Below are 21598 nucleotides of genomic sequence, written 5' to 3' on the forward strand. Positions count from 1 at the left end.
TCGGTAGGTTCCGTCCCATGACGTCAGCGCTGCCGGACCGTGCCCGAGACCTCGACGCCGCCCACGCCGCGACCGACCTGCGGGGCCGGTTCCGGCTCCCCGCGGGCGTCACCTACCTCGACGGCAACTCGCTCGGCGCACTTCCGGTGGGCGTCGCGGAGGCGGTGTCCGACGTCGTCCAGCGGCAGTGGGGCGGACAGCTCGTCGCGAGCTGGAACGACGAGGGCTGGTGGGAGGCGCCGACCCGGGTCGGTGACCGCATCGGCGCCCTCGTCGGCGCCGGCGAGGGTCAGGTCGTGTGCACCGACTCCACGACCGTGAACCTCTACAAGGCCGTCGTCGCGGCAGCGCGGATGCGGCCGGGCCGCTCGGTCGTGCTCACCGACCCCGACTCCTTCCCGACCGACCTGTACGTCACCGAGGCCGCCGCCCGCGACGCCGGGCTGCGGGTCGAGCGGGTCTCCCCCGCCGACGCCGTCGCCCGGGTGCGGGAGGTCGGCGACGACCTCGTCCTCGCCTCCTACAGCTCGGTCGACTACCGGACCGGCGAGCTGTGGGACCTCCCGGCGCTGACCCGCGCGGCGCACGACGTCGGCGGGCTCGTCTGCTGGGACCTGTGCCACTCCGCGGGCGTGCTCGAGGTGGGCCTCGACGAGCACGCCGTCGACCTCGCCGTCGGCTGCGGCTACAAGTACCTCAACGGCGGGCCGGGCGGGCCGGCGTTCCTCTACGTCGCGCGGCGCCACCAGGACGACTTCGACCAGCCCCTCGCCGGCTGGAACGGCCACGCCACGCCCTTCGCGATGGCCCCGGACTTCGCCCCCGCCCCCGGGGTGTCCCGCGGACGGGTGGGCACGCCGCCGCTGCTGTCGATGCTCGCCCTCGAGGCGGCCCTGCGCGCCTACGACGGGGTGGCGGTCGCGGACCTTCGGGCCCGGTCGCTCTCCCTCACCGGGTTCTTCCTCGAGTGCCTCGACGCCCTCGTCCCCGAGGTGTCGGTCGCCACGCCGCGCGAGGCCGACCGGCGCGGCTCGCAGGTGAGCCTGCGCCATCCGGAGGCGTACGGCGTCGTCCGGGCGCTCATCGCCCGTGGCGTCGTCGGTGACTTCCGGGAGCCCGACATCGTCCGGCTCGGGTTCTCGCCGATGTACCTCACCCACGGCGACGTGCTGCGGGCGGCCGAGCAGCTGCGCGCGGTCCTCGACGCCGAGGAGCACCGCCGGCCCGAGCACGCGACCCGCACGACCGTCACCTGACGGGCGGCCGCCCGGGCGTCACCAGCCGCGCTCGGCCAGACGGTGCGGCTGGGGGACGTCGTCGACGTTGATGCCGACCATCGCCTCGCCGAGGCCGCGCGAGACCTTGGCGAGCATGTCCGGGTCGTCGTGGAAGGTCGTCGCCTTGACGATGGCCTCCGCGCGCTGCGCGGGGTTGCCCGACTTGAAGATCCCCGAGCCGACGAAGACGCCCTCGGCGCCGAGCTGCATCATCATCGCGGCGTCGGCGGGGGTGGCGATGCCACCGGCGGTGAAGAGGACGACCGGCAGCTTCCCGGTCTCGGCGACCTCCTTGACGAGGTCGTACGGCGCCTGCAGCTCCTTCGCGGCGACGTACAGCTCGTCGGGCTCCATCGAGCGCAGCCGGTTGATCTCCTTGCGCAGCGAGCGCATGTGGGTCGTCGCGTTCGACACGTCACCGGTGCCGGCCTCGCCCTTGGAGCGGATCATCGCCGCGCCCTCGGTGATCCGGCGCAGCGCCTCGCCGAGGTTGGTCGCGCCGCAGACGAAGGGGACGGTGAAGGCCCACTTGTCGATGTGGTTCGCGTAGTCGGCGGGCGTGAGGACCTCGGACTCGTCCACGTAGTCCACGCCGAGGCTCTGGAGCACCTGGGCCTCGACGAAGTGCCCGATCCGGGCCTTGGCCATGACCGGGACCGAGACGGCCTCGATGATGCCGTCGATCATGTCCGGGTCGCTCATCCGCGACACGCCGCCCTGGGCCCGGATGTCGGCGGGCACCCGCTCGAGCGCCATGACGGCGACGGCGCCGGCGTCCTCGGCGATGCGGGCCTGCTCGGCGGTGACGACGTCCATGATGACGCCGCCCTTGAGCATCTCGGCCATCCCCCGCTTGACGCGGGTCGTGCCGGTGCCGGACGTGCTGTGCTGGTCGGTCATGCCGCGATTGTAGGACCGCGGGGCGGGCGCCTCCGACCGGCCCGGTCAGCGGACGAGGGCCTCGGGCAGGTCGTCGTCGAAGTCCACCCGGCGCGGCAGGTCCGCATGTCCCGCGAGCCGGAACCAGCGCACGACCCGCTTGCCGCGGACCCGGGTCACCTCGCGGACCGCCGCGTTGTGGAACCGGCGGGCCATCCGGGCCCGCAGCGCGCTCGCGGCGATCCGGTCGAGGGCGTCGTCGACGAGCCCGTCGCCGCGACCGCGCAGCTCGGCGACGACGGGCGGGGTGAGGGTGAGCCCGAGCACCTCGGTGAGGGTCCCCTCGGTGTCCTCGCGGTCGCCGAAGTGCTGTCCGTCGAGGAGGTCGTCCTCGTGGGGGAGCTCCGTCGTGCGCTCGAGCGAGGCCGTCGCCGCGTCGGCGAGGAGGAGGGCCGTCGCCGGGTCGAGGGTGCCGCTGTTCGCGAGCTCGAGGGTCGCCTCGGCCCGCCGCACGAGCTGGGCGTCGAGCGCCGACATCGAGCCCTCGACCTTGGCGTGCAGGCGGTCGAGCCGCGCGGCGCTGTAGGACAGGTACCAGGCGACCCCGATGAGGACGATGACCACGAGGGTCACCGTCTGCAGGACGTCGACGCCGGACTCGCTCATCGCTCCGCCCCGGTCCCGGCCCCGCCCCGGACGAGACGGCCCCACAGCCGGGCCCGCTCCGGCGGCGCCGCGTCCGCCCCCGCGCGCACCGTCTCGTAGACGGCCATCACCTGGCCGGACACGCCGGTCCAGTCGAAGAGCGGTGCCCGCGCGCGGCCGGCGGCCCGCAGCCGCTCGCGGACCGAGCCGTCGCCGAGGACGTCGAGCACGGCGTCCGCGAGGCCGTCCGCGGAGCCGACGGGGAAGGTCGCCCCGGCCCGTCCGTCGTCGAGCACCCGCAGGAACGGCGGCAGGTCCGAGGCGAGCACGGGTGCCCCGGCGGCCATCGCCTCGACGAGGACGATCCCGAAGCTCTCGCCGCCGAGGTGCGGCGCGAGGTAGGCGTCGACGGAGGCGAGGAGCGACTCCTTGTCCCCGTCGCTCACCGGGCCCAGCAGCTCGGTCGCCGCGCTCGCGCGCGGGTCGGCGTGGCGCAGGGTCTCGGAGGCGTCCCCCGGGCCGGCGACGAGCAGCCGCGCCCCGGGGTGGGCGTCGAGGACCCGCGGCATCGCGGCCAGCGCGACGGCGAGCCCCTTGCGCCGCTCGTCGACCCGGCCGAGGAAGGCGAGCGTCGGAGCGGCGGGCGTCCCCTGCCAGGCGGGCACGCGGCCGGCCCGGGCGAACCGCTCGACGTGGACGCCGTTGGGGATGATGTAGGTGTCCCCGCCGAGGTGGCTGCGCACGGTCTGCGCCGCGTCCTCCGAGACGGCGATCCGGGCGTGGATCTTCTCCAGCGAGGGGCGCAGCAGCGGCTGGGCGGCGTGCATGGCCCGGGACCGGGTCGTCGAGGTGTGGAACGTCGCGACGACCGGCTGCTCGGCGGCCCAGAGCGCCATGAGCGAGACCGACGGCGTGACCGGCTCGTGGAGGTGCAGGACGTCGAAGCGGCCGTGCTCCAGCCAGCGCCCGACGCGGGCGGAGGTGACCGGGCCGAAGGTGAGGCGCGCCACCGAGCCGTTGTAGCGCACCGGCACCGCCCGCCCGCACGAGACGAGGTACGGCGGGAGCGGCTCGTCGTCGTCGGCCGGGGCGAGCACGGAGACCTCGTGGCCCTGGTCGAGGAAGACCTCGGCGAGGTCGCGGACGTGGAACTGCACGCCGCCGGGGACGTCGAAGGAGTACGGGCAGACCATGCCGATGCGCATCACGCCGCTCCCGTCGCCCGGTCGTCGAGGTCCTCGACGAAGACGCGCTGGAGCATGTGCCAGTCGGCGGGGTGCTCGCGGATCGCCTCGCCGAGGGCGTCGGCGCAGCCCTGCGTCATCGCGACGACCTTCTCGCGGGTCGTGCCCGACGTCGGCGGCTCGACCCGGGGGTGGAAGCGCACGACGATCCCCCATCCCCGGCCGCGGCGCTCGTGGCGCACCGAGACGGGGTAGAGCGGTCGTCGTTCGGCGAGGGCGAGGGCGGCCGGGCCCGGGGCCATCCGCGCGGGACTCCCGCAGAGCCGGACCGTGACGCCGCGGCGGGTGAGGTCGCGGTCGGCGAGCAGCGGGATGACGCCCTGCCGGCGTGCCGCCTCGCGCAGCGCGGGAAACACCTCGGGCCCACCGGTGAGCGGCAGGATCGTCATCCCGAGGGACTCGCGGAAGCGGAGGAACTCGGCGAAGACCTCCTCCGGCTCGAGCCGCTCGGCGACCGTCGTCACCGGTCCGAGGTTGAGGGTCCCCCACGCACCGGCGAGGTCCCAGTTGCCGAGGTGGCCGAGGAAGCAGACGACCGAGCCACCCGCGTCGAGCACCTCCCGGGCCTCGTCGTCGTGCTCCATCCGCACCCGCGCGTCGATGGCCGGGCGGTCCAGGTCCGGCAGCCGGAAGGCCTCGCAGAAGTAACGCAGGTACCGCCGCATGCCCTCGCGCACGAGCGCGTCGAGCGCGGCGTCGTCGAGGTCGGGCCGGACCCGGGCGTAGTTGGCCCGCAGCCGGGCCGCGCCGCCGCGGGCGACGGTGACGTCCGCGGCGGCGTCGAACAGCCGCAGGGCCGCCCGCTCGGGGAGCCTGCGGACCGCGGTCCACCCGACCCGGTAGCCGGCGACGACGAGCGCGTCTCGCAGCCGGTGCGCCGCCGGGCTCACCCCGCGTCCAGGGCCTGCCGGCGCACGACGAGGACGCGCTGGACGACCGTGACGAGGCTCGCGACGGCCAGCAGCCCGAGGACGACGCCGAGGAAGGCCGTCGGCAGCCCGAGGAGCCCCGTCAGCCCGGTGGCGACGAGGACCGCGACGAGCCGGTCGGCGCGCTCGGCGATCCCGACGTTCGCCGTCATGCCGAGCCCTTCGGCACGGGCCTTCGCGTACGACACGACGCTGCCGAGGATGAGGCAGGCGAGCGCCAGGGTGGCCATCACCGTCTCGTCGCCGTCCCCGGCGTACCAGAGGACGAGCCCGCCGAAGATCGCGGCGTCGCCGACCCGGTCGAGCGTGGAGTCGAGGTAGGCCCCCCAGCGGCTGGAGCGGCCGAGCCGGCGGGCCATGATCCCGTCGACGGTGTCGGAGAAGACGAAGGCGGTGATGACGAGGGTGCCGACGAGCAGCTCACCCCGGGGGTAGAAGACCAGCGCCCCGGCGGCGACCCCGAGGGTGCCGACGATCGTCACGACGTCGGGGCTGACGCCGAGGCGGAGGAGGAAGGCGGCGACGGGGGTGAGGACCTTCGTGAAGAAGGCGCGCGCGTAACGGTTGAGCATGGCGGCACCAGCGTAGTGGGGCGGGGCCGGCTCAGCCGTGCGGCCAGTGCGCGGCGAGCCGCGTGCGGACGTCCTCGAGCAGCACCGGGAGCGCCTTGGTGCGGGCGATGATCGGCAGGAAGTTGCTGTCGCCACCCCAGCGCGGCACGACGTGCTGGTGCAGGTGGGCTGCGACCCCGGCCCCGGCGACCTCGCCCTGGTTCATGCCGAGGTTGAAGCCCATCGGCGCGGACGCGGCCTCGAGCGCGTGCACGGAGGCCTTCGTGAGGGCGGTGAACTCCACCGTCTCGTCGTCGGTGAGGTCCACGTACCGCGCGACGTGCCGGTACGGGCAGACGAGCACGTGCCCCGGGTTGTACGGGAAGAGGTTGAGGACGACGTAGCAGTGCTCACCGCGGTGCACGACGAGCCCCTCGGCGTCGTCCTTGTCCGGCGCGGCGCAGAACGGGCACCCCGTCCCGCCGTCCGGGTCGGGCCGGTCCCCCTCGATGTAGACCATCCGGTGCGGGGTCCAGAGCCGGTCGAAGCCGTCGGGCTCCCCGACGAAGTCGGCGGGGTCCTCGGTCTCGGCCATGTCCCGATCCTAGGTGGCCGGACGCACCGGGCCCCGGTCCGGCCCGGAACCACCCGAGGGCGCCGTCGAGATCGGGCAACACGTGGACTCCCGCGCCCTCGCTCCTGCGTGTTGCCCGATCTCGACGGGTGGCGGGGCCCGGGGTCAGCGCAGGTGGCTCGCCCCGTTGAAGTCGAGCACCGCACCGGAGGCCCACTCCGCGCCCGGTGCCGCGAGGGCCAGGACGGCCTCCGCGACCTCCTCCGGCGTCGCGACCCGGCCGAACGGGCTCTGGGCCCGCGTCGCCGCGGCCGCGTCCTCGTCCGCGAGGGCGTACCCGGCCATGTCCGTCGCGATGAACCCCGGCGCGATCGAGGTGACGGCGATGCCGTGGCGGCCGAGGTGCACGGCCATCGACTGGCCGAAGGCGTGCAGACCGGCCTTGCTCGCGCCGTACGCGGGGATGTCCGGCTCCCCGCGGTACGCGCCGCGGCTGCCGACGTTGACGACCCGTCCGACGGGCACGCCGTCGGCCGGCGGGACCTCGACCATCCGGCGCGCGACGCACCACGTGAGGTGGGCCGGCCCCTCGAGGTTCGTCGCGAGCGTGGCGCGCCAGACGGCGACCCAGTCCTCCCAGCCCGTCGCGTCGAGCGGGTGGTCGCCGCGACGGCTGCCCCCTCCCCCGGGCGGGACGATGAGCGCCGCGTTGTTGACGAGCACGTCGACCCGCCCGAGCAGGTCGGCCGCGTCGTCCGCGAGCCGGCGGACCGCCTCGGGGTCGGCGAGGTCGGCGGCGAGCCGGCCGTGGCCCTCGCCGTCGAGCGAGGCGAGGACCGCCTCGGCCCGGTCGGCGGAGCGGTCGCCGCTGTGGTGGACGACGACGCGGTCACCCGCCCGGGCGAAGGCCCGAGCGACGGCGGCCCCGACACCCCGGGAGGAGCCCGTGACCAGGACGCCACGACCCCTTCCCGATGCGCCGGTCACGCCGCTCACGCCGACGGTCCGCTCGGGCGACCGAGACGCAGCTCCATGAGGCGCTCGTCCGGCGCGCCGAGGCCGACCCGCTCGTAGAGGGTCCGGGCCTGCGGGACCGCGGTGAGCTGGACGCGGCCGACACCGTCGGAGGCGGCCCAGCCGACGAGGGTCCGCAGGAGCCGCTCCCCGAGCCCGTGGCCCCGCGCGTCGACCGCGACGTAGAGGAAGCTCACGTGGAACCACGCGTCGGCGGGTCGGTGCGCGCTCGGCAGCTTCTGGACGCGGGTGCCGTGCAGCACCCCGACGGGACGACCCTCGACCTCCTCGGCGAGCCACGTCCGACGGGCCCGGTCGCGCAGCCAGGCGTCGGCGAACCGGTCGAGGAAGCCGGCGGCCGGGACGTGTCCCCGCTCGCGCTCGTCCTGGATGTGCAGGGCCGCCACGGAGAACGCGTCGGTCGGGACCGCCTCGCGGAGGCGCACGTCACGGGAGGTCTGCACGCGTCCAGCATGGCCCATCGGGGCCGACCCGGTGCGGGAAAGGGCGCCGCCGAGGGTGCGGCCCCGGACGACCACCGGTCTCCCGGGGCATCGGTGGTCAGACCTGGCGCTTGTCCCGGACGGCGGCGGCGATCTCGGCGACCGCCTCGTCGAGCGGGACGCCGTTCTTCTGCGACCCGTCGCGGAAGCGGAAGGACACCGCACCGGCGGAGCGGTCGTCCTCGCCCGCGATGAGCACGAACGGCACCTTGGACTTGCTCGCCGTGCGGATCTTCTTCGGGAAGCGGTCGTCGGAGGTGTCGACCTCGTAGCGCAGCCCCTCGGCCCGCAGCGCCTCCCCCACGACGTCCTCCAGGTAGGGGGCGAACTCGTCGGCGACCGGGATGCCGAGGGCCTGGACCGGGGAGAGCCAGGGCGGGAACGCGCCGGCGTAGTGCTCGACGAGGACCCCGACGAACCGCTCGATGGAACCGAACTTCGCCGAGTGGATCATCACCGGCTGCTGCCGGCTGCCGTCGGCGGCCTGGTACTCGAGGCCGAACCGCTCCGGCTGGTTGAAGTCGTACTGGATCGTCGACATCTGCCAGGTCCGGCCGATGGCGTCGCGGGCCTGGACGGAGATCTTCGGGCCGTAGTACGCCGCGCCGCCGGGGTCGGGGACGAGCTCGAGGCCGGAGGCGGTGGCGACGTCCTCGAGGATCCGGGTCGCCTCGTCCCACTGCTCGTCCGAGCCGATGAACTTGTCCGGCTTGCTGTCGTCGCGGGTCGACAGCTCGAGGTAGTAGTCGTCGAGGCCGAAGTCGCGCAGCAGCGACAGGACGAAGTCGAGGAGATGGCGCACCTCGCCCGGGGCGTCCTCCTTCGTCACGTACGAGTGCGAGTCGTCCTGGGTGATCATCCGCACCCGGGTCAGGCCGGACAGGACCCCGGACTTCTCGTCGCGGTAGACCGTCCCGAACTCGAAGAGCCGCATCGGCAGGTCGCGGTAGGACCGGCCGCGGGAGCGGTAGATGAGGTTGTGGATCGGGCAGTTCATCGCCTTGAGGCGGTAGTTCTGCCCGTCGACGTCCATCGGCGGGAACATCCCGTCGGCGTAGTACGGCAGGTGCCCGGAGGTGTAGAAGAGCTCCTCGCGCGAGATGTGCGGGCTGCCGACGTAGGAGAAGCCCTCCTCGATGTGCCGCTGCCGGACGTAGTCCTCCATCTCGCGCTTGACGACGCCGCCCTTGGGGTGGAAGACCGGCAGGCCGGCCCCGAGCACCTCGGGGAAGGAGAAGAGGTCGAGCTCCGCTCCGAGCCTGCGGTGGTCGCGCTTCTCGGCCTCGGCGAGCCGGTCGAGGTACGCCTTGAGCTCGTCCTTGCTCGGCCACGCGGTGCCGTAGACACGCTGGAGCTGCGGGTTCTTCTCCGAGCCGCGCCAGTAGGCCGCCGCGCTGCGCATGAGCTTGAAGGCGTTGCCGAGGACCTTCGTCGACGGCACGTGCGGCCCCCGGCACAGGTCGCCCCAGGCGACGCTGCCATCGCGTCGGACGTTGTCGTAGATCGTCAGCTGGGAGCCGCCGACCTCGACGGCCGCGCCCTCGGCGGCGTCGTCGGCGCCCCCGCCCTTGAGCCCGATGAGCTCGATCTTGTACGGCTCGCCGGACAGCTCGACCTGGGCGTCGGCGTCGCTGACCTCGCGTCGGCGGAAGGTCTGTCCCTCGTTGACGATCCGCTGCATCGCCTTCTCGAGGGCCTTGAGGTCCTCGGGGGTGAACGGCTCGTCGACGTCGAAGTCGTAGTAGAAGCCGTCGCGCACCGGCGGACCGATCCCGAGCCGGGCGTCGGGGCGCAGCTGCTGGACCGCCTGGGCGAGGACGTGGGCGGCCGAGTGGCGCAGCACCTCGAGCCCGTCCTGCTCGGCGGCGGTCACGGGCTCGACCGCCTCGCCGTCGCCGGCCTCGAGGTGCAGGTCGCGCAGCTCGCCGTCGACCCGGGCGACGAGCACCGCCCGGTCGCCCTCGAAGAGGTCGGCGTACGTCGTGCCCGCGTCCACCGATCGCTCGCTTCCGGCGACGTGGACGGTGATCTGCGCGGGCATGGCCTGTGCTCCTCGGAAAGGGGGGTGCGGCGCCGACGTCCGACGCCCCGACGATGCTAGCGACCGGTGGCCGAGGGGGTCGCGGCGGTTTCGCGGGCCCCTCCGCCGGCGACGGGGTCAGCCGCCCGCGACGACGGACCCGGTGACGACGGCCGCGACCGCCGTCGTCACGAGGACGGCGTGGACCTCGCGGACGGCGGCACGCACCGCGGGAGCCGCCCAGTCGCCGTCCGCGACCTCCTCCGCACGGCGCCGGGCCTCGTCCGCGGTCCGTCCGGGCAGCAGGGGGTGCAGCCGGCCCGTCGCCCCGAGGAGAGCGACGAGGGCGACCGTACGGGCCTCCGCGGACTCCGGACCCCCGGGTGCCACGGCCGCCCGGACCCGCTCGAGCGCGTCGTCGGCCGGCCCCGCGTCGGCGAGCTCGAGCCGCCGGACGGGGAAGACCCCGAGCGCCCGCCGGTCGGCCCTCCGGAGCACCCCGTCCGCCACCAGCCCCTCGACGGCGCGGCGCCGCAGCACCCCCGCCCGGTCGCTCCAGGCCCCGATCCCCCCGATCCGGGAGACGGCGTCCTTGGGCAGGTGGCCGTCGGCGAGGGCGACGGCCTCGGCGACCTCCGCCGACCGGGCCGGTCCGGCCCCCGTGGCGACGAGGCGCGCGGCCTCGCCGTCGTGCTCGAGCACGAGCCCGCCGTCCAGTACCGCCTGCGCGAGCACCGCACCGCTCGTCGCCACCCGCATGCCCACGGGGTCGGCGGGCAGCCGCCCGGAGCCGCGGTCCAGGACGAGGAGCAGGTACTCCTCGGTGATCGTGCGGTCCATGGCGGGCTCCCGGGATCGTCGGCGGACGCTGGCCCCACCAGCACACCACCGGGGCGGGGCCGGGCGCATCCCCGTCACGTCGGGTGGCCTGTCCCTCCGGCGTCGGAGGGTCAGCGCGAGAAGGCGAACGGACCCGGTAGACCGAGTCCTCGGCCCGCGCCCGGTGGACCCGGGTCGCCCGCAGCGCGCGGGTCGTGCGCTCCCAGGTGCCCTCGACGGACAGACCGGGGACGGTCTCCCCCGCGGAGGTCCACGTCGGCTCCGGCAGTCCGGGGCCGTCGAGGTCGGTGTCCGCGACGACGAGGTGGTCGAGCACGACGACGTCGTCCCGGAGGACGCGCCGCACGAACGGTGGGACGAGCAGGACCCGCGCGGCCGTGCGTGCCCGGCCCCGACCGAGCGCCGTCCCCCGGTCCCCGAGGCTCACCGCGTCGCGGAACCCCGCGAACTTCTCCTCGGCCAGGGTCGCCGTCGAGCCCCGTCCGTCGATCTCGTGGCCGACGAGGGTCACGGCCACCGACCCCGCCGAGCCGTCGGCCGGCAGGACGGTCTGCCGGACGACGTGGAGCTCGTGGTCGTCGACGCCGGTCCTGATCCAGCGGGACGTCGCGAGCAGCCCTCCGGACTCCGCGTCGTGGACGGCGACGAAGAGCGCCACCTCGTCCGACCCCCGCCGTCGTCGTCGGGCGCGCACCCGGGCGTGACGACCGGAGGAGGTCTCCCGCTCGCACAGCACCGACTCCAGCTCGACCCCGACACCCATGATGTGCTCCCCCCCGACGGCCCCGACCGGTCGTGGAGGAGGAGGCGGCGCGCCCGCCGGTGATACCGCGCGCCGGTCAGCCGGGCGGGTCCAGGAGGAACCGACCCGCGTCCAGCCAGTACCGCAGCCGCTCGACGGTGCGGTGCACGTACTCGGGAGCCATGGCCCGCAGCTCGGCGGTGCTCGAGGTGAGGAGGCTGTTCGCGAGGAGCAGCTGCCGGGACGCCACCAGGGTCTCGAAGGCGGCCGCGTCGACGACCGGCAGCGGTGCACGGCCGGCGTACCCGGCCCGCAGGGCCTCCTCGACCGACGGCGCGTCGCGCACGTAGAAGGTCGCGACGGCGAGGTCGAGGGCCGGGGTCCCGATCCCCGCGTCGTCGACGTCGAACACCGCGAGGCGCCCCTGGTGCCACTTGAGGTTCCCACCGTGGAGGTCCCCGTGGATGACGAGCCGAGGGCCGGGCAGGTCCTCGAACACCGCGCGGGCCCGTCGCATCGCCTCCTCGACGACGTCGTGCCCGGCGGTGTCCAGGAGGGAGGTGTCGGAGAGCCGGTCCTCGTCGCCGAGCAGCGGCCCCGTGAAGGAGGGCAGCGCGGCCCCCCGCGGGAGGGTCCAGCCCTCGGCGTGCTCGTGGAGCGCCGCCATCGCGCGCCCGAGCGCGACGGCTTGCTCGGTGTCGCAGTCCTCGACGTCGGGGCCGTCGAGCCAGGACGTGACGACGACCCGGTGCTCGCCCCCACCCTCGCGGACGGTGGCGAACGGTTCGCCGTCGAGGGTGCGGTAGGGGTCGGGGACCCGGACGTCGGTCTCGGTCGTGACGGCGTGCAGCCACGCGTGCTGCGCCGCGATGTGCTCCGGCCGGGCGAGCGAGTTCGTGTTGACCCGCACCGCCGCACGCTCCCCGTCCGGGGTGACGAGGGCGAACGTCGTGTTGAAGCCGTGGAGCACGAGGTCCAGCGACCCGACGTCGAGGCCGAAGAGCGGGACGGCCCGTCCGGCGACGTCGCGCAGCACGGCGACCTGGGCGTCGGTGTCCAGCGCGGCGTACTCGTCGTCCGTCACGGGGTCATCCCACCACCGGACGGCAGAGGGCCGCCACGGGGTTTCGCCGGCGGGCGCCTAGGGTGGCGGGCCATGACGTCCCGCGTGGTCCCGTACGGCACCTGGCCCTCACCCGTCACTCCCGACGCGCTGGCCGCCGGGCAGCGCACCCTCGACGAGGTCCGGGTCGACGGCCGCGACACCTACTGGCTCGAGTCGCGACCGGCGGAGGGCGGTCGCCAGGCGCTCGTCCGGCACGACGGCACGGCGGCGCGCGACGTGCTGCCGGAGCCGTGGAACGTCCGCTCCCGGGTCCACGAGTACGGCGGCGGTGCGTACACCGTCGCCGGAGGCACGGTCGTCGTCTCCGCCCTCCCCGGTGACCGGGTGCACCGCCTCGACAGCAGAGCGGGCGAGCCGGTCGCCATCACCCCCGAGGGGCCCTGGCGCTTCGGCGGTCTCGTCCTCCACGGCGAGCACGTGTACGCCGTCCGCGAGGACCACTCCCGGTCGCCCGAGCCCGCCAACGAGCTGGTCCGCCTCGACCTCGCCGGCCCGAACGAGGACGGCGGCGTCGTGCTGGCCACCGGGTCGGACTTCGTCTCGAGGCCCGCGGTGGCGCCCGACGGCTCGGCGATCGCCTGGGTCGCGTGGGACCACCCGGACATGCCGTGGGACTCGACCCGGCTGCTGCGGGCACCGCTCGGGCCGGACGGGGCCGGCCCCCCGGTCCTCGTCGCGGGCGGTGCCGGGGTCTCGGTCGCGCAGCCCCGGTTTGGGCCGGACGGGGCCCTGTGGTTCGTCGCGGACGGCTCGGGCTGGTGGCTGCTGCACCGTGACACCGGGTCCGGTCCGGTGCCGGTCCACGACGCCGAGGCCGACCACGCCGCACCCCAGTGGTCGCTCGGGATGCACGACTACGCCGTGCTCGACGCCGACCGCGCCCTCGTGCGGTGGTGGACCGCCGAGGGCCAGGACCTCGGGGTGCTCGACGCCCGCACCGGCGCCGTCGAGGTCCTGCCGGACCCCGGCGCCTCCCACGACCACCTCGTCGCGGCGGACGGCACCGTCGCGATGAAGCGCGGCCGGGTCGACGCGCTGCCGGAGGTCGTCCGGGGTCCGCTGCCCGGTCCGTTCCCCGTGCTCGCGGCGTCGTCCGCGCAGGTGCCGGACCCGGCCTCGGTCTCCCCTCCGGAGCCGTGGTCATGGCGCAACGGCGGCGGCGACGAGGTGCACGGCGTCCTCTTCCGGCCGCGGCTGCGCGAAGTCACGGGCCCGGACGGTGACCTGCCGCCGCTGCTCGTCATGGCGCACGGCGGCCCGACGAGCCGGACCGAGGCGGGCTACGCGAGCGCGGTGCAGTTCTGGACGACGCGCGGCTTCGCCGTCCTGCACGTCAACTACTCCGGCAGCACCGGCTACGGGCGGGCCTACCGCGAGCGGCTGAGGGGCCGGTGGGGGCTCGTCGACATCGACGACGTCGTCACGGGCGCCCTCTCCGTCGCCGGCGCGGGGCTCGCGGACCGGAGCCGGCTCGCCGTGCGGGGCGGCAGCGCCGGCGGCTACGTCGTCCTCCGCGCGATGACGACGAGCAGCGTCTTCGCCGCCGGGACGAGCCTCTTCGGCATCGGCGACCTCTCGGCGCTCGCGCGGGACACCCACAAGTTCGAGTCCCGCTACACCGACGGGCTGGTCGCCCCGTTTCCCGAGGGCGAGCAGGTGTACCGCGACCGCTCCCCCGTGCACCACGTCGACCGCCTCCGCGGCGAGCTGCTGCTGCTCCAGGGTGACGAGGACAAGGTCGTCCCGCTCGCGCAGGCGCAGGAGATGGCGGACGCCGTCCGCGCCCTCGGCCGCGACGTCGAGCTCGCGGTCTACGCCGGCGAGGGGCACGGGTTCCGCCGACGGGACAGCCTCGTCGACGCCCTGGAGCGCGAGCTGGCGTTCTACACGCGGGTGCTCCGGCTCGGGCAGGGCTAGTCGCGCTCAGCCCTCGAGGACGACGACGGCGCTCGTGCGGGACCGGTCGCCTGCCGGGCGCACCGCCGCCACGGACCCGTCGGACCCGGTGCGGGCGACGAGCTCCACGGTCGACGGCAGCTCGACGGGCCGCGTGAACCACACCCGGCTCGTCGACGGCCCGAGCGAGCCACGACCGAGCGCCGACAGCACTCGCGCGTACGTCCACATGCCGTGGGCGATGTGCCGGCGGAACCCCAGGGCCCGGGCCGTGAGCGGGTGGAGGTGGATCGGGTTGACGTCCCCGGACACGGCGGCGTAGCGCCGGCCGAGGTTTTCGGGCAGGCGCCACACGGCGCGCGCCGGTCCTTCCGGGGCGTCCGGTGGCCCGCCGGTCCGCACGGTGTCCTCGTCGCCACGACCGCGGCCCAGGTAGACGCTGTCGCTCTCCCACACGAGGTCGCCGGCGACGTGGGCGGTGAGCCGGACGCCGACCGTCCGGCCCCGCCGGTGCGCCCGGAGCGGCCCGGCGGAGGCCTCGAGGGTCAGCGGGTCGGCGGCGTCGAGCAGGCGGTGCGTCGTCACCCGGTTCTCCAGGTGCACCAGGCCCGGCAGGGCCAGCGGGAAGTCCGGGCGGACCATGAGCGCGGTCTGCAGCGGGGACGCGAGCACCCACGGGTAGGCCTGGGGCAGGGTGTCGGCGACGTCGTGGCCGGTGATCCGCTGGTAGGCGGCCAGGCGCGCGCGGTCGACGGTCGCGTCCTCGACGCGCAGGGTGCGCTCGGGCACGTCGTCGCCGTGCCGGCCGCGGGCGGTGACGGCGGCACGGACGAGCAGCGGTCCCATGGCGGGGATCTCCGGCAGGGTCTCGACGGCCATCGTCACGCCCCGAGCAGGCTCTGGCCGCAGACGCGCACGACGTTCCCGGTGACGGCGGCCTGTCCGTCGCCGGCGAAGAAGGCGACGGTCTCGGCGACGTCGACCGGCAGCCCGCCCTGGGACAGGCTGTTGAGCCGGCGCCCGACCTCACGGGTGGCGAGCGGGATCCGCGCCGTCATCTCGGTCTCGACGAACCCCGGAGCCACGGCGTTGACGGTGATCCGGCGGCGGCGCAGCCCCGCGTCCGCCGCGTAGCCGTCGACGAGCCCGATGACCCCGGCCTTGGACGCCGCGTAGCTGCTCTGGCCCCGGTTGCCGGCGATCCCCGCGATGGAGGACACGAGGACGACCCGGCCGCCCGCACGCAGCGCGCCGGGCGCGAGCAGGGTCTCGTTCATCCGCACGATCGAGCGGAGGTTGACGTCGAGGACGGACGCCCACCGCTGCGCGTCGGTGTTGGCTAGCAGCTTGTCGCGGGTGATGCCGGCGTTGTGGACGACGAGGTCGAGCCCGCCGTGCCGCTGGGTGGCGTGCTCGAGGATGCGGGCGCCGGCCCGCTCGTCGGTCACGTCGGTCTGCAGCGCGGTCCCGCCCACCTCGTTCGCGACGGCGGCGAGCGGTGCGCCGGCGCCGGGGACGTCGACGCAGACGACCCGGGCGCCGTCCCGGGCGAGGGTGCGGGCGATCTCGGCACCGATGCCGCGGGCCGCCCCGGTCACGGCCGCGACCGTGCCGGCGAGCGGGCGCTCCGCCTGCACGGCGGCGTCGGGGACCGACCCGCCGCCGACCCGGACCACCTGACCGTCGACGTAGGCCGACCGGGCGGACAGGAGGAAGCCGACGGTGCCCAGGGCGGCGGCCTCCGCCCCCTCGGTGACGAGGACGAGGTTCGCGGTGGCCCCGGCGCGCAGCTCCTTGGCGACCGAACGGGTGACGCCCTCGAGGGCCCGGCGCGCGGCGCGCTGGGCCACGCCCGAGGCGGACTCCGGGTGCCGGCCGACGACGACGACCCGGGCGCAGCGGTCGAGGCGTCGCAGGGCCGGCGAGAGGAGCGCCCGCAGCGACTCGAGGTCGGCCGGGTCCTCGGCGGCCGTGAGGTCGACGACGACACCGGCGAGCCGCGCGTCCTCGCCCGCCTCGTCGACGACGTCGACGCCCGCCGCGACGAGACCGCCGCGCAGGGCGGCCAGCGCCGGGGTGTCGCCGTGCCCGCCGACGAGCACGGGACCCTCGGTGACCGGCTGCCCGGGCTCGTACCGCCGCAGCGGCACCGGCCGCGGCAGACCGAGGGTCGACGCGAGCCGGCGCCCGACGGGGGTGCCGACGAAGGCGGTGTAGCCGTCCGCGCGCGCCATCTCAGGCCGCCTCGAGGATGGCGACGACGCCCTGGCCGCCCGCGGCGCACACCGACACCAGGCCCCGGGAGCCGCTGCCGCGCTCGGCGAGGAGCTTGGCGAGGGTCGCGACGATGCGCCCGCCCGTGGCGGCGAAGGGGTGGCCGGCGGCGAGCGAGGACCCGGTGACGTTGAGCCGGTCGCGGTCGATCGACCCCAGCGGGGCGTCCAGGCCGAGCCGGTCACGGCAGAAGGACTCGCTCTCCCAGGCCGCGAGCGTCGAGAGCACCGTCGAGGCGAAGGCCTCGTGGATCTCGTAGAGGTCGAAGTCCTGGAGGGTCAGGCCCTGGCGGGCGAGCATCCGCGGGACGGCGTAGGCCGGGGCCATGAGCAGCCCCTCGTCACCGGAGACGTGGTCGACCGCGGCGGTCTCGCCGTCGACGAAGAAGGCGAGCGGCTTCAGGCCGTGCGCCTGCGCCCACTCCTCGGAGCCGAGCAGCACCGTCGCGGCGCCGTCGGACAGCGGCGTCGAGTTGCCGGCCGTCATCGTCGCGCCCTCGCCCTCGCCGAACACCGTCCGCAGGGAGGCGAGCTTGTCGAGCGTCGTCCCGGGGCGCAGGTTCTGGTCCTGGGTGAGCCCGAGGTAGGGCGTCATGAGGTCGTCGAAGAAGCCCGCCTCGTACGCGGTGGCGAGCCGGTGGTGGCTCGCGAGGGCCAGCTCGTCCTGCGCCTCGCGGGTGATGCCCCAGCGCTCGGCCGTGATCGCCATGTGCTGGCCCATCGTCATCCCGGTCCGGGGCTCGCTGGCACCCGGGACCTGGATGCCGATGTCGGTCGGGCGGATCTGCGCGAGCGCCTTCGCGCGGTCGGCCGTGGAGCGGGCCCGGCTGAGCCGCAGCAGCTTGCGGCGCAGCCGCTCGGCGACGACGACGGGCGCGTCGGAGGCGGAGTCGACGCCCCCGGCGATCCCCGAGTCCGCCTGCCCGAGCGCGATCTTGTTCGCGAGCAGGATCGAGGCCTCGAGCCCGGTGCCGCACGCCTGCTGGACGTCGTAGGCGGGGGTGTCCGGCGACAGGCTCGAGCCGAGCACGGCCTCGCGGGTGAGGTTGAAGTCGCGGCTGTGCTTGATGACCGCGCCGGCGACGACCTCGCCGAGACGCTCCCCCGCGAGCCCGTACCGGGCGACCAGGCCCTCGAGGGCGGAGGTGAGCATGTCCTGGTTCGAGGCCTCGGCGTAGGGGCCGAACTGCCGGGCGAAGGGGATGCGGTTGCCGCCGAGGACGGCGGCGCGGCGGGTGGTGGTCACCGGAGGTGCTCCTCGTGGGTCGGTGGGGTCCGGGCGGGGCGACCGCCCCGGACCGTATCCGGTACCGAAGGTATCAGGTACCGACGGTCCCTGCTACCGTCGACCGGGTGAGCACCGCTGGCACCGACGGTCGCAGCGCGCGCTGGGACGAGCACCGCCTCGCCCGGCGCCGCGAGCTCGTCGAGGCGACCGTCGCCGCGGTGCGCACCCACGGGGCCGGGGTCGGGATGGACGGGATCGCCGCGTCCGCCGGGACGTCGAAGACCGTCTTCTACCGGCACTTCACGGACCGCGCCGGGCTGTACCGCGGTGTCGCGGAGCGCGTCGACGGCACGATCATCCGGGGCATCACCCGGGCGGCGGGCGCGGGCCCTGCGTCCGGCCGCGGCGACGCGCGCCGCGTCGTGCGGGCCGTCATCGGCGCCTACCTGCATCTCGTGGAGGACGACCCGGAGGTGTACCGCTTCATCGTCAACGCCCCGATCCTGCCGCCCGGGGAGCGACCGGACGGCGACGTCGCCGCCGGGATGACGACGCGCATCGCCGAGCACGTCGCCACGATCCTCGGCGAGGGTCTCGACGGGTCGGACGACCCGGCGACGACACGGCTGTGGGGCGTCGCCCTCGTCGGCATGGTCCGGGCGGCCGCCGACGCGTGGCTCGCCGAGGGCGGCGCCGTGGACGGTCGGTCCGCGGACGACCTCGCCGACGACCTCACCGCCCTCGCGTGGGGCGGTCTCGCCGGCCACGCCGCCTGAGCGGCACGCCCGGGGGAGCCGGTCGCGTCAAGCGTTCCACCAGGGGCGCAGCGGCAGCCCGTGCGTGCCGTCCGCCCCGGTCCGGGTCGCGAGCACCTGGTGCAGCTGGACCTCGTTCCGCTCGAAGCCGAGCCGGGAGCCGGCCATGTACAGGCCCCAGACCCGCGCGGTGCCCTCACCGACCTCGGCGACGCACTCGTCCCAGTGCTCGACGAGGTTGCGGCACCACCCGGCGAGGGTCAGGGCGTAGTGCTCGCGCAGGTTCTCCTCGTGGAGCACCTCGAGACCGGCGTCCTGGGCCTCGGTGACGATGCGTCCGGACCCGGTGAGCTCGCCGTCGGGGAAGACGTAGCGGTCGATGAAGGCCCCGGTCTCGGTCCGCCCGTTGTGCGGCCGGGTGATGCAGTGGTTGAGCAGCAGGCCGCCGTCGCGCAGCCGGTCCCGGACGAACCCGAAATACGCCGGGTAGCGGCGCACCCCGACGTGCTCGGTGAGCCCGATCGAGGAGACCGCGTCGAAACCGGTCTCGGTGACGTCGCGGTAGTCGCTGTGCCGGATCTCGCCGAGGTCGGCGAGCCCTTCCTCGGCGAGGGCCTTCTGCCCCCACTGCGCCTGCTCGCGCGAGAGCGTCACCCCGAGGACCGACACGCCCCGTCGCGCGGCGTAGCGGACCATGCCGCCCCAGCCGCAGCCGATGTCCAGGAGCCGGTCGCCGGCGGAGAGCCCGAGCTTGTCGAAGACGAGACGGTACTTGTTCTCCTGGGCCTCCTCGAGGGTGGCGTCCCGCTGCGGGTAGGCCGCGCAGGTGTACGTCATCGAGGGGCCGAGGACCATCTCGTAGAAGCGGTTCGAGACGTCGTAGTGCCGGTGGATGGCGTCGGCGTCCCGGGTCAGCGAGTGGCGGACCCCCTCGGCGACCCGCCGCCAGCGGGGCAGGGCCTCCTGCGGTGGCGGGGGCGGCGGGGTGAGGCCGCGCGGCCCCAGCGTGCGGGCGAGCTCGACCGCCTGCTCCCGGGGCGGCCGGCGGTAGCGGATGCCGGCCATCGTCGCGAGCAGCGCGTAGGGGTCGCCGGGGTGGACCCCGTCGACCTCCATCTCGCCCGTGACGTACGCCCGGGCCATGCCGAGGTCGCCCGGGGCGGTCGCGAGGTAGGAGACGCCGCGCTCGCTCGTGATGCGCAGCCGGTAGTCGGCGTCGGCCGGGCCGGCCGCCGAGCCGTCGTAGGCCTCGACCCGCAGCGGGAGGGGGCCCTCGACGACGGAGTCGATGATGTCGGCGATGCTCACGATGGTCTCCTCGATGGGTGTCAGGCGCCCCGGACGGCCTTGGCGTACAGGTCCGGCAGGCGGTGGTCGGGGTCGTGGCGCTCCTTGAGCGCGGGGTAGTCGGCGCCGCCGTAGTGACGCCAGAAGGTGTCCTCGTCGTAGAAGGCCTCGGAGTAGAGGGACTTGTGCCCCCCGTGGGCGGTGACGACGTCCTCGATGCGGCGGTTCGTCGCCCCGGGCTCCCCCGGCGTCACCGGGACGGTGGACCAGAAGCCGACGTTGACGTACGTCTCCCCCGGCGCCAGGGGGTAGAGCGTCCACGTCCGGTCGTCGCGCAGCCGCAGGGGGCACAGCCAGACCGGCTCGATCGGGACCTCGCGCAGGAACCACCGGAGGAAGTCCGCGGTCCGCTCGAGGGGGATCTCCACGTCCTGGACGACGCGCTCCCGGGCCGGGCGACCACGGCGGGCCTCGAGCCGGTCGGCGACGTCGAAGCGGCGGTCGAGGGCGACGAGGCGCCAGTACACGCTGGAGCGCAGGTACCGCCGCGGCCAGAGCCGGCGGACGGCCGGGTGCTGGGCGCCGAACGCGCGCGAGCACCAGAACCAGTCGGTGTCCCACCTCCACAGGTAGTCGTGGGTCGTGAGGACGTCCCGCCGCGGCCTCGGCCCGTCGTGCCGGAGCGAGCGGTAGTAGACCTCCCGGCCCGTGTAGTCGCTCGTCGGGCCGGGGTCCTCGGTGCGCAGGCCGAGGACGAGGTAGGCCTCCTGCGCCGAGAAGACGACGCCGTCGACGTAGTCGACCGGCTCCCCGTCCCAGGCGCCGGCGCTCGTCACGGCGCCGATGGCCGCGACGAGGTCGGCGACGTCGTGGAAGCGGACGTGGCGCAGGGAGACCGTGCGGCCGACGGGCTCGAGCTCGATCCGCAGCCGGGTGGCGTAGCCGAGGGTCCCGTAGCTGTTGGGGAAGGCGTGGAAGAGGTCCGGGTGGCGGTCCGTCGCGTCGGTCGTCACGACCTCCCCCGCCCCGGTGAGGACGTCCATCTCGAGGACGGACTCGTGCGGGAGCCCGTTGCGCCAGGAGGCGGACTCGATGCCGAGGCCGGTGACGGCGCCGCCGAGGGTGATGGTGCGCAGCTGCGGGACGACGAGGGGGGTCAGCCCGTGCGGCAGGGTGGCCGCGACGAGGTCCTCGTACGTGCACATCCCCTGGACGTCGGCGGTGCGGGCGCCGGTGTCGATCGACACCACCCCGGTGAGGCCCGAGGTGTCCAGCCCCGGGGTGTCGGTCGCGGTGCGGGCCCGGAAGAGGTTGCTCGTGCGCTTGGCGAGCCGGACCGGCGCCCCCGCCGGGATGGCGCGATGGCTGTCGACGAGCCGCTGCACCCCCCGGTCGTGGGCGGCGAGGCCGGTGGTCGCCGCCGTCACGCCTCCTCCTCGACGACCTCCACGGCGTCGCCGACGGCCAGCGTCCCCGGCTCGCCGACGGCGGCGTACAGCCCCGGGCACGCGTTGCCGGTCGCCTCGACGGCCAGCAGCACGCCCCCGACGCGCACGAGGCGCCCCGCGAGCGACTCGACCTGCGCGGTGGGGACGTCGAGGACGAGGTTGGCCCGGGTCGCCGGGGCGTCGTGCCCGACGACGGAGACGGCGGCCCGTTTCGGCCGGTCGCCGACGAGCCCCTCGGCGGTCACCTCGGCCCGCTCGTGCTCCCGGCCGTCCTGCCCGCGCTCGGGGAAGGTGTGCAGCGCCTGCACGGTCATCGTCATGCGTCCATTCCTACACCCGGGGGCGGGGCCGCGCGCCAGGGGTCCCG

Annotated in this window: 21 protein-coding genes; 4 read left to right on the forward strand and 17 right to left on the reverse strand. The window is 75.2% G+C overall.

The features are described from left to right. The first annotated feature begins 17 nt into the window (after positions 1-17). Complete coding sequence (kynU, locus tag KC207_RS03670) at positions 18-1256, forward strand: kynureninase (RefSeq protein ID WP_211601530.1); 1239 nt, start codon at positions 18-20, stop codon at positions 1254-1256. Positions 1257-1274: 18 nt separating this feature from the next. Here kynU and pdxS read toward each other — a convergent pair whose 3' ends face one another. The 10 genes from pdxS to KC207_RS03720 all read right to left on the reverse strand — a co-directional run bounded on the left by pdxS (position 1275) and on the right by KC207_RS03720 (position 10476). Further along, positions 1275-2177 (reverse strand): pyridoxal 5'-phosphate synthase lyase subunit PdxS, encoded by a 903-nt coding sequence (gene pdxS, locus KC207_RS03675; RefSeq protein ID WP_211601531.1) that lies wholly within the window; start codon positions 2175-2177, stop codon positions 1275-1277. A gap of 45 nt (positions 2178-2222) precedes the next feature. Beyond that, positions 2223-2822, reverse strand: coding sequence for a hypothetical protein (locus KC207_RS03680; RefSeq protein ID WP_211601532.1), 600 nt, complete (start codon positions 2820-2822; stop codon positions 2223-2225). Continuing rightward, positions 2819-4006, reverse strand: a complete 1188-nt coding sequence (locus tag KC207_RS03685) for a glycosyltransferase family 4 protein (RefSeq protein WP_211601618.1) — start codon at positions 4004-4006, stop codon at positions 2819-2821. Before KC207_RS03685 ends, KC207_RS03680 begins: the two co-directional genes overlap by 4 nt. Beyond that, on the reverse strand, positions 4006-4935 hold the full coding sequence (locus KC207_RS03690) for a phosphatidylinositol mannoside acyltransferase (protein ID WP_211601533.1): 930 nt from the start codon (positions 4933-4935) through the stop codon (positions 4006-4008). Before KC207_RS03690 ends, KC207_RS03685 begins: the two co-directional genes overlap by 1 nt. Beyond that, positions 4932-5546 carry a phosphatidylinositol phosphate synthase gene (gene pgsA, locus KC207_RS03695; protein ID WP_211601534.1) on the reverse strand — a complete coding sequence of 205 codons (615 nt, stop codon included), beginning with the start codon at positions 5544-5546 and terminating at the stop codon, positions 4932-4934. The genes KC207_RS03690 and pgsA overlap by 4 nt, the downstream gene beginning before the upstream one ends. Before the next feature lie 31 nt (positions 5547-5577). Next, entirely contained in the window at positions 5578-6120 is a 543-nt protein-coding gene (locus tag KC207_RS03700; protein ID WP_211601535.1) for an HIT family protein, read from the reverse strand. 144 nt (positions 6121-6264) lie between these two features. Beyond that, the gene (locus tag KC207_RS03705) at positions 6265-7095 is read right to left on the reverse strand and encodes an SDR family NAD(P)-dependent oxidoreductase (protein ID WP_249138533.1); all 831 of its coding nucleotides are present in this window, start codon (positions 7093-7095) and stop codon (positions 6265-6267) included. Beyond that, entirely contained in the window at positions 7092-7577 is a 486-nt protein-coding gene (locus KC207_RS03710) for a GNAT family N-acetyltransferase (protein ID WP_211601536.1), read from the reverse strand. Before KC207_RS03710 ends, KC207_RS03705 begins: the two co-directional genes overlap by 4 nt. 97 nt (positions 7578-7674) lie before the next feature. Continuing rightward, positions 7675-9657, reverse strand: a complete 1983-nt coding sequence (thrS, locus tag KC207_RS03715) for a threonine--tRNA ligase (RefSeq protein WP_211601537.1) — start codon at positions 9655-9657, stop codon at positions 7675-7677. 117 nt (positions 9658-9774) lie between these two features. Beyond that, entirely contained in the window at positions 9775-10476 is a 702-nt protein-coding gene (locus KC207_RS03720; protein ID WP_211601538.1) for a GOLPH3/VPS74 family protein, read from the reverse strand. Between the two features lie 493 nt (positions 10477-10969). On the opposite strand from KC207_RS03720, the gene KC207_RS03725 reads away from it, so the two are divergent. Further along, positions 10970-11302, forward strand: a complete 333-nt coding sequence (locus KC207_RS03725; RefSeq protein ID WP_211601539.1) for a hypothetical protein — start codon at positions 10970-10972, stop codon at positions 11300-11302. Between the two features lie 13 nt (positions 11303-11315). Here the strand turns inward: KC207_RS03725 and KC207_RS03730 are convergent, their stop codons facing one another. Further along, positions 11316-12302, reverse strand: coding sequence for a phosphotransferase enzyme family protein (locus tag KC207_RS03730; RefSeq protein WP_211601540.1), 987 nt, complete (start codon positions 12300-12302; stop codon positions 11316-11318). 72 nt (positions 12303-12374) lie between these two features. On the opposite strand from KC207_RS03730, the gene KC207_RS03735 reads away from it, so the two are divergent. After that, positions 12375-14261, forward strand: coding sequence for an alpha/beta hydrolase family protein (locus KC207_RS03735; RefSeq protein ID WP_211601541.1), 1887 nt, complete (start codon positions 12375-12377; stop codon positions 14259-14261). Positions 14262-14267: 6 nt separating this feature from the next. Here KC207_RS03735 and KC207_RS03740 read toward each other — a convergent pair whose 3' ends face one another. The 3 genes from KC207_RS03740 to KC207_RS03750 are packed head-to-tail and all read right to left on the reverse strand — an operon-like array spanning position 14268 to position 17759. Next, the gene (locus tag KC207_RS03740; protein ID WP_249138546.1) at positions 14268-15119 is read right to left on the reverse strand and encodes a MaoC family dehydratase; all 852 of its coding nucleotides are present in this window, start codon (positions 15117-15119) and stop codon (positions 14268-14270) included. A gap of 2 nt (positions 15120-15121) precedes the next feature. Continuing rightward, the gene (locus KC207_RS03745; RefSeq protein WP_211601543.1) at positions 15122-16474 is read right to left on the reverse strand and encodes a 3-oxoacyl-ACP reductase; all 1353 of its coding nucleotides are present in this window, start codon (positions 16472-16474) and stop codon (positions 15122-15124) included. A 1-nt stretch (position 16475) separates the two neighbouring features. Beyond that, on the reverse strand, positions 16476-17759 hold the full coding sequence (locus KC207_RS03750; protein ID WP_211601544.1) for an acetyl-CoA C-acetyltransferase: 1284 nt from the start codon (positions 17757-17759) through the stop codon (positions 16476-16478). A 107-nt stretch (positions 17760-17866) separates the two neighbouring features. On the opposite strand from KC207_RS03750, the gene KC207_RS03755 reads away from it, so the two are divergent. Then, positions 17867-18517: a TetR family transcriptional regulator gene (locus tag KC207_RS03755; RefSeq protein WP_211601545.1), complete on the forward strand. Its 651-nt coding sequence runs from the start codon at positions 17867-17869 to the stop codon at positions 18515-18517. Positions 18518-18544: 27 nt separating this feature from the next. Here KC207_RS03755 and KC207_RS03760 read toward each other — a convergent pair whose 3' ends face one another. From KC207_RS03760 to KC207_RS03770, 3 genes are read right to left on the reverse strand one after another with little or no spacing between them, the layout of a single operon-like run. Beyond that, on the reverse strand, positions 18545-19804 hold the full coding sequence (locus KC207_RS03760) for a class I SAM-dependent methyltransferase (protein ID WP_249138534.1): 1260 nt from the start codon (positions 19802-19804) through the stop codon (positions 18545-18547). A 20-nt stretch (positions 19805-19824) separates the two neighbouring features. Next, positions 19825-21210 (reverse strand): FAD-binding oxidoreductase, encoded by a 1386-nt coding sequence (locus tag KC207_RS03765; RefSeq protein ID WP_249138535.1) that lies wholly within the window; start codon positions 21208-21210, stop codon positions 19825-19827. Further along, complete coding sequence (locus KC207_RS03770) at positions 21207-21551, reverse strand: hypothetical protein (protein WP_211601546.1); 345 nt, start codon at positions 21549-21551, stop codon at positions 21207-21209. Before KC207_RS03770 ends, KC207_RS03765 begins: the two co-directional genes overlap by 4 nt. Between the last annotated feature and the right edge of the window lie 47 nt (positions 21552-21598).

The organism is Phycicoccus avicenniae (assembly GCF_018139485.1).
Classification (GTDB): Bacteria; Actinomycetota; Actinomycetes; order Actinomycetales; family Dermatophilaceae; genus Phycicoccus; species Phycicoccus avicenniae.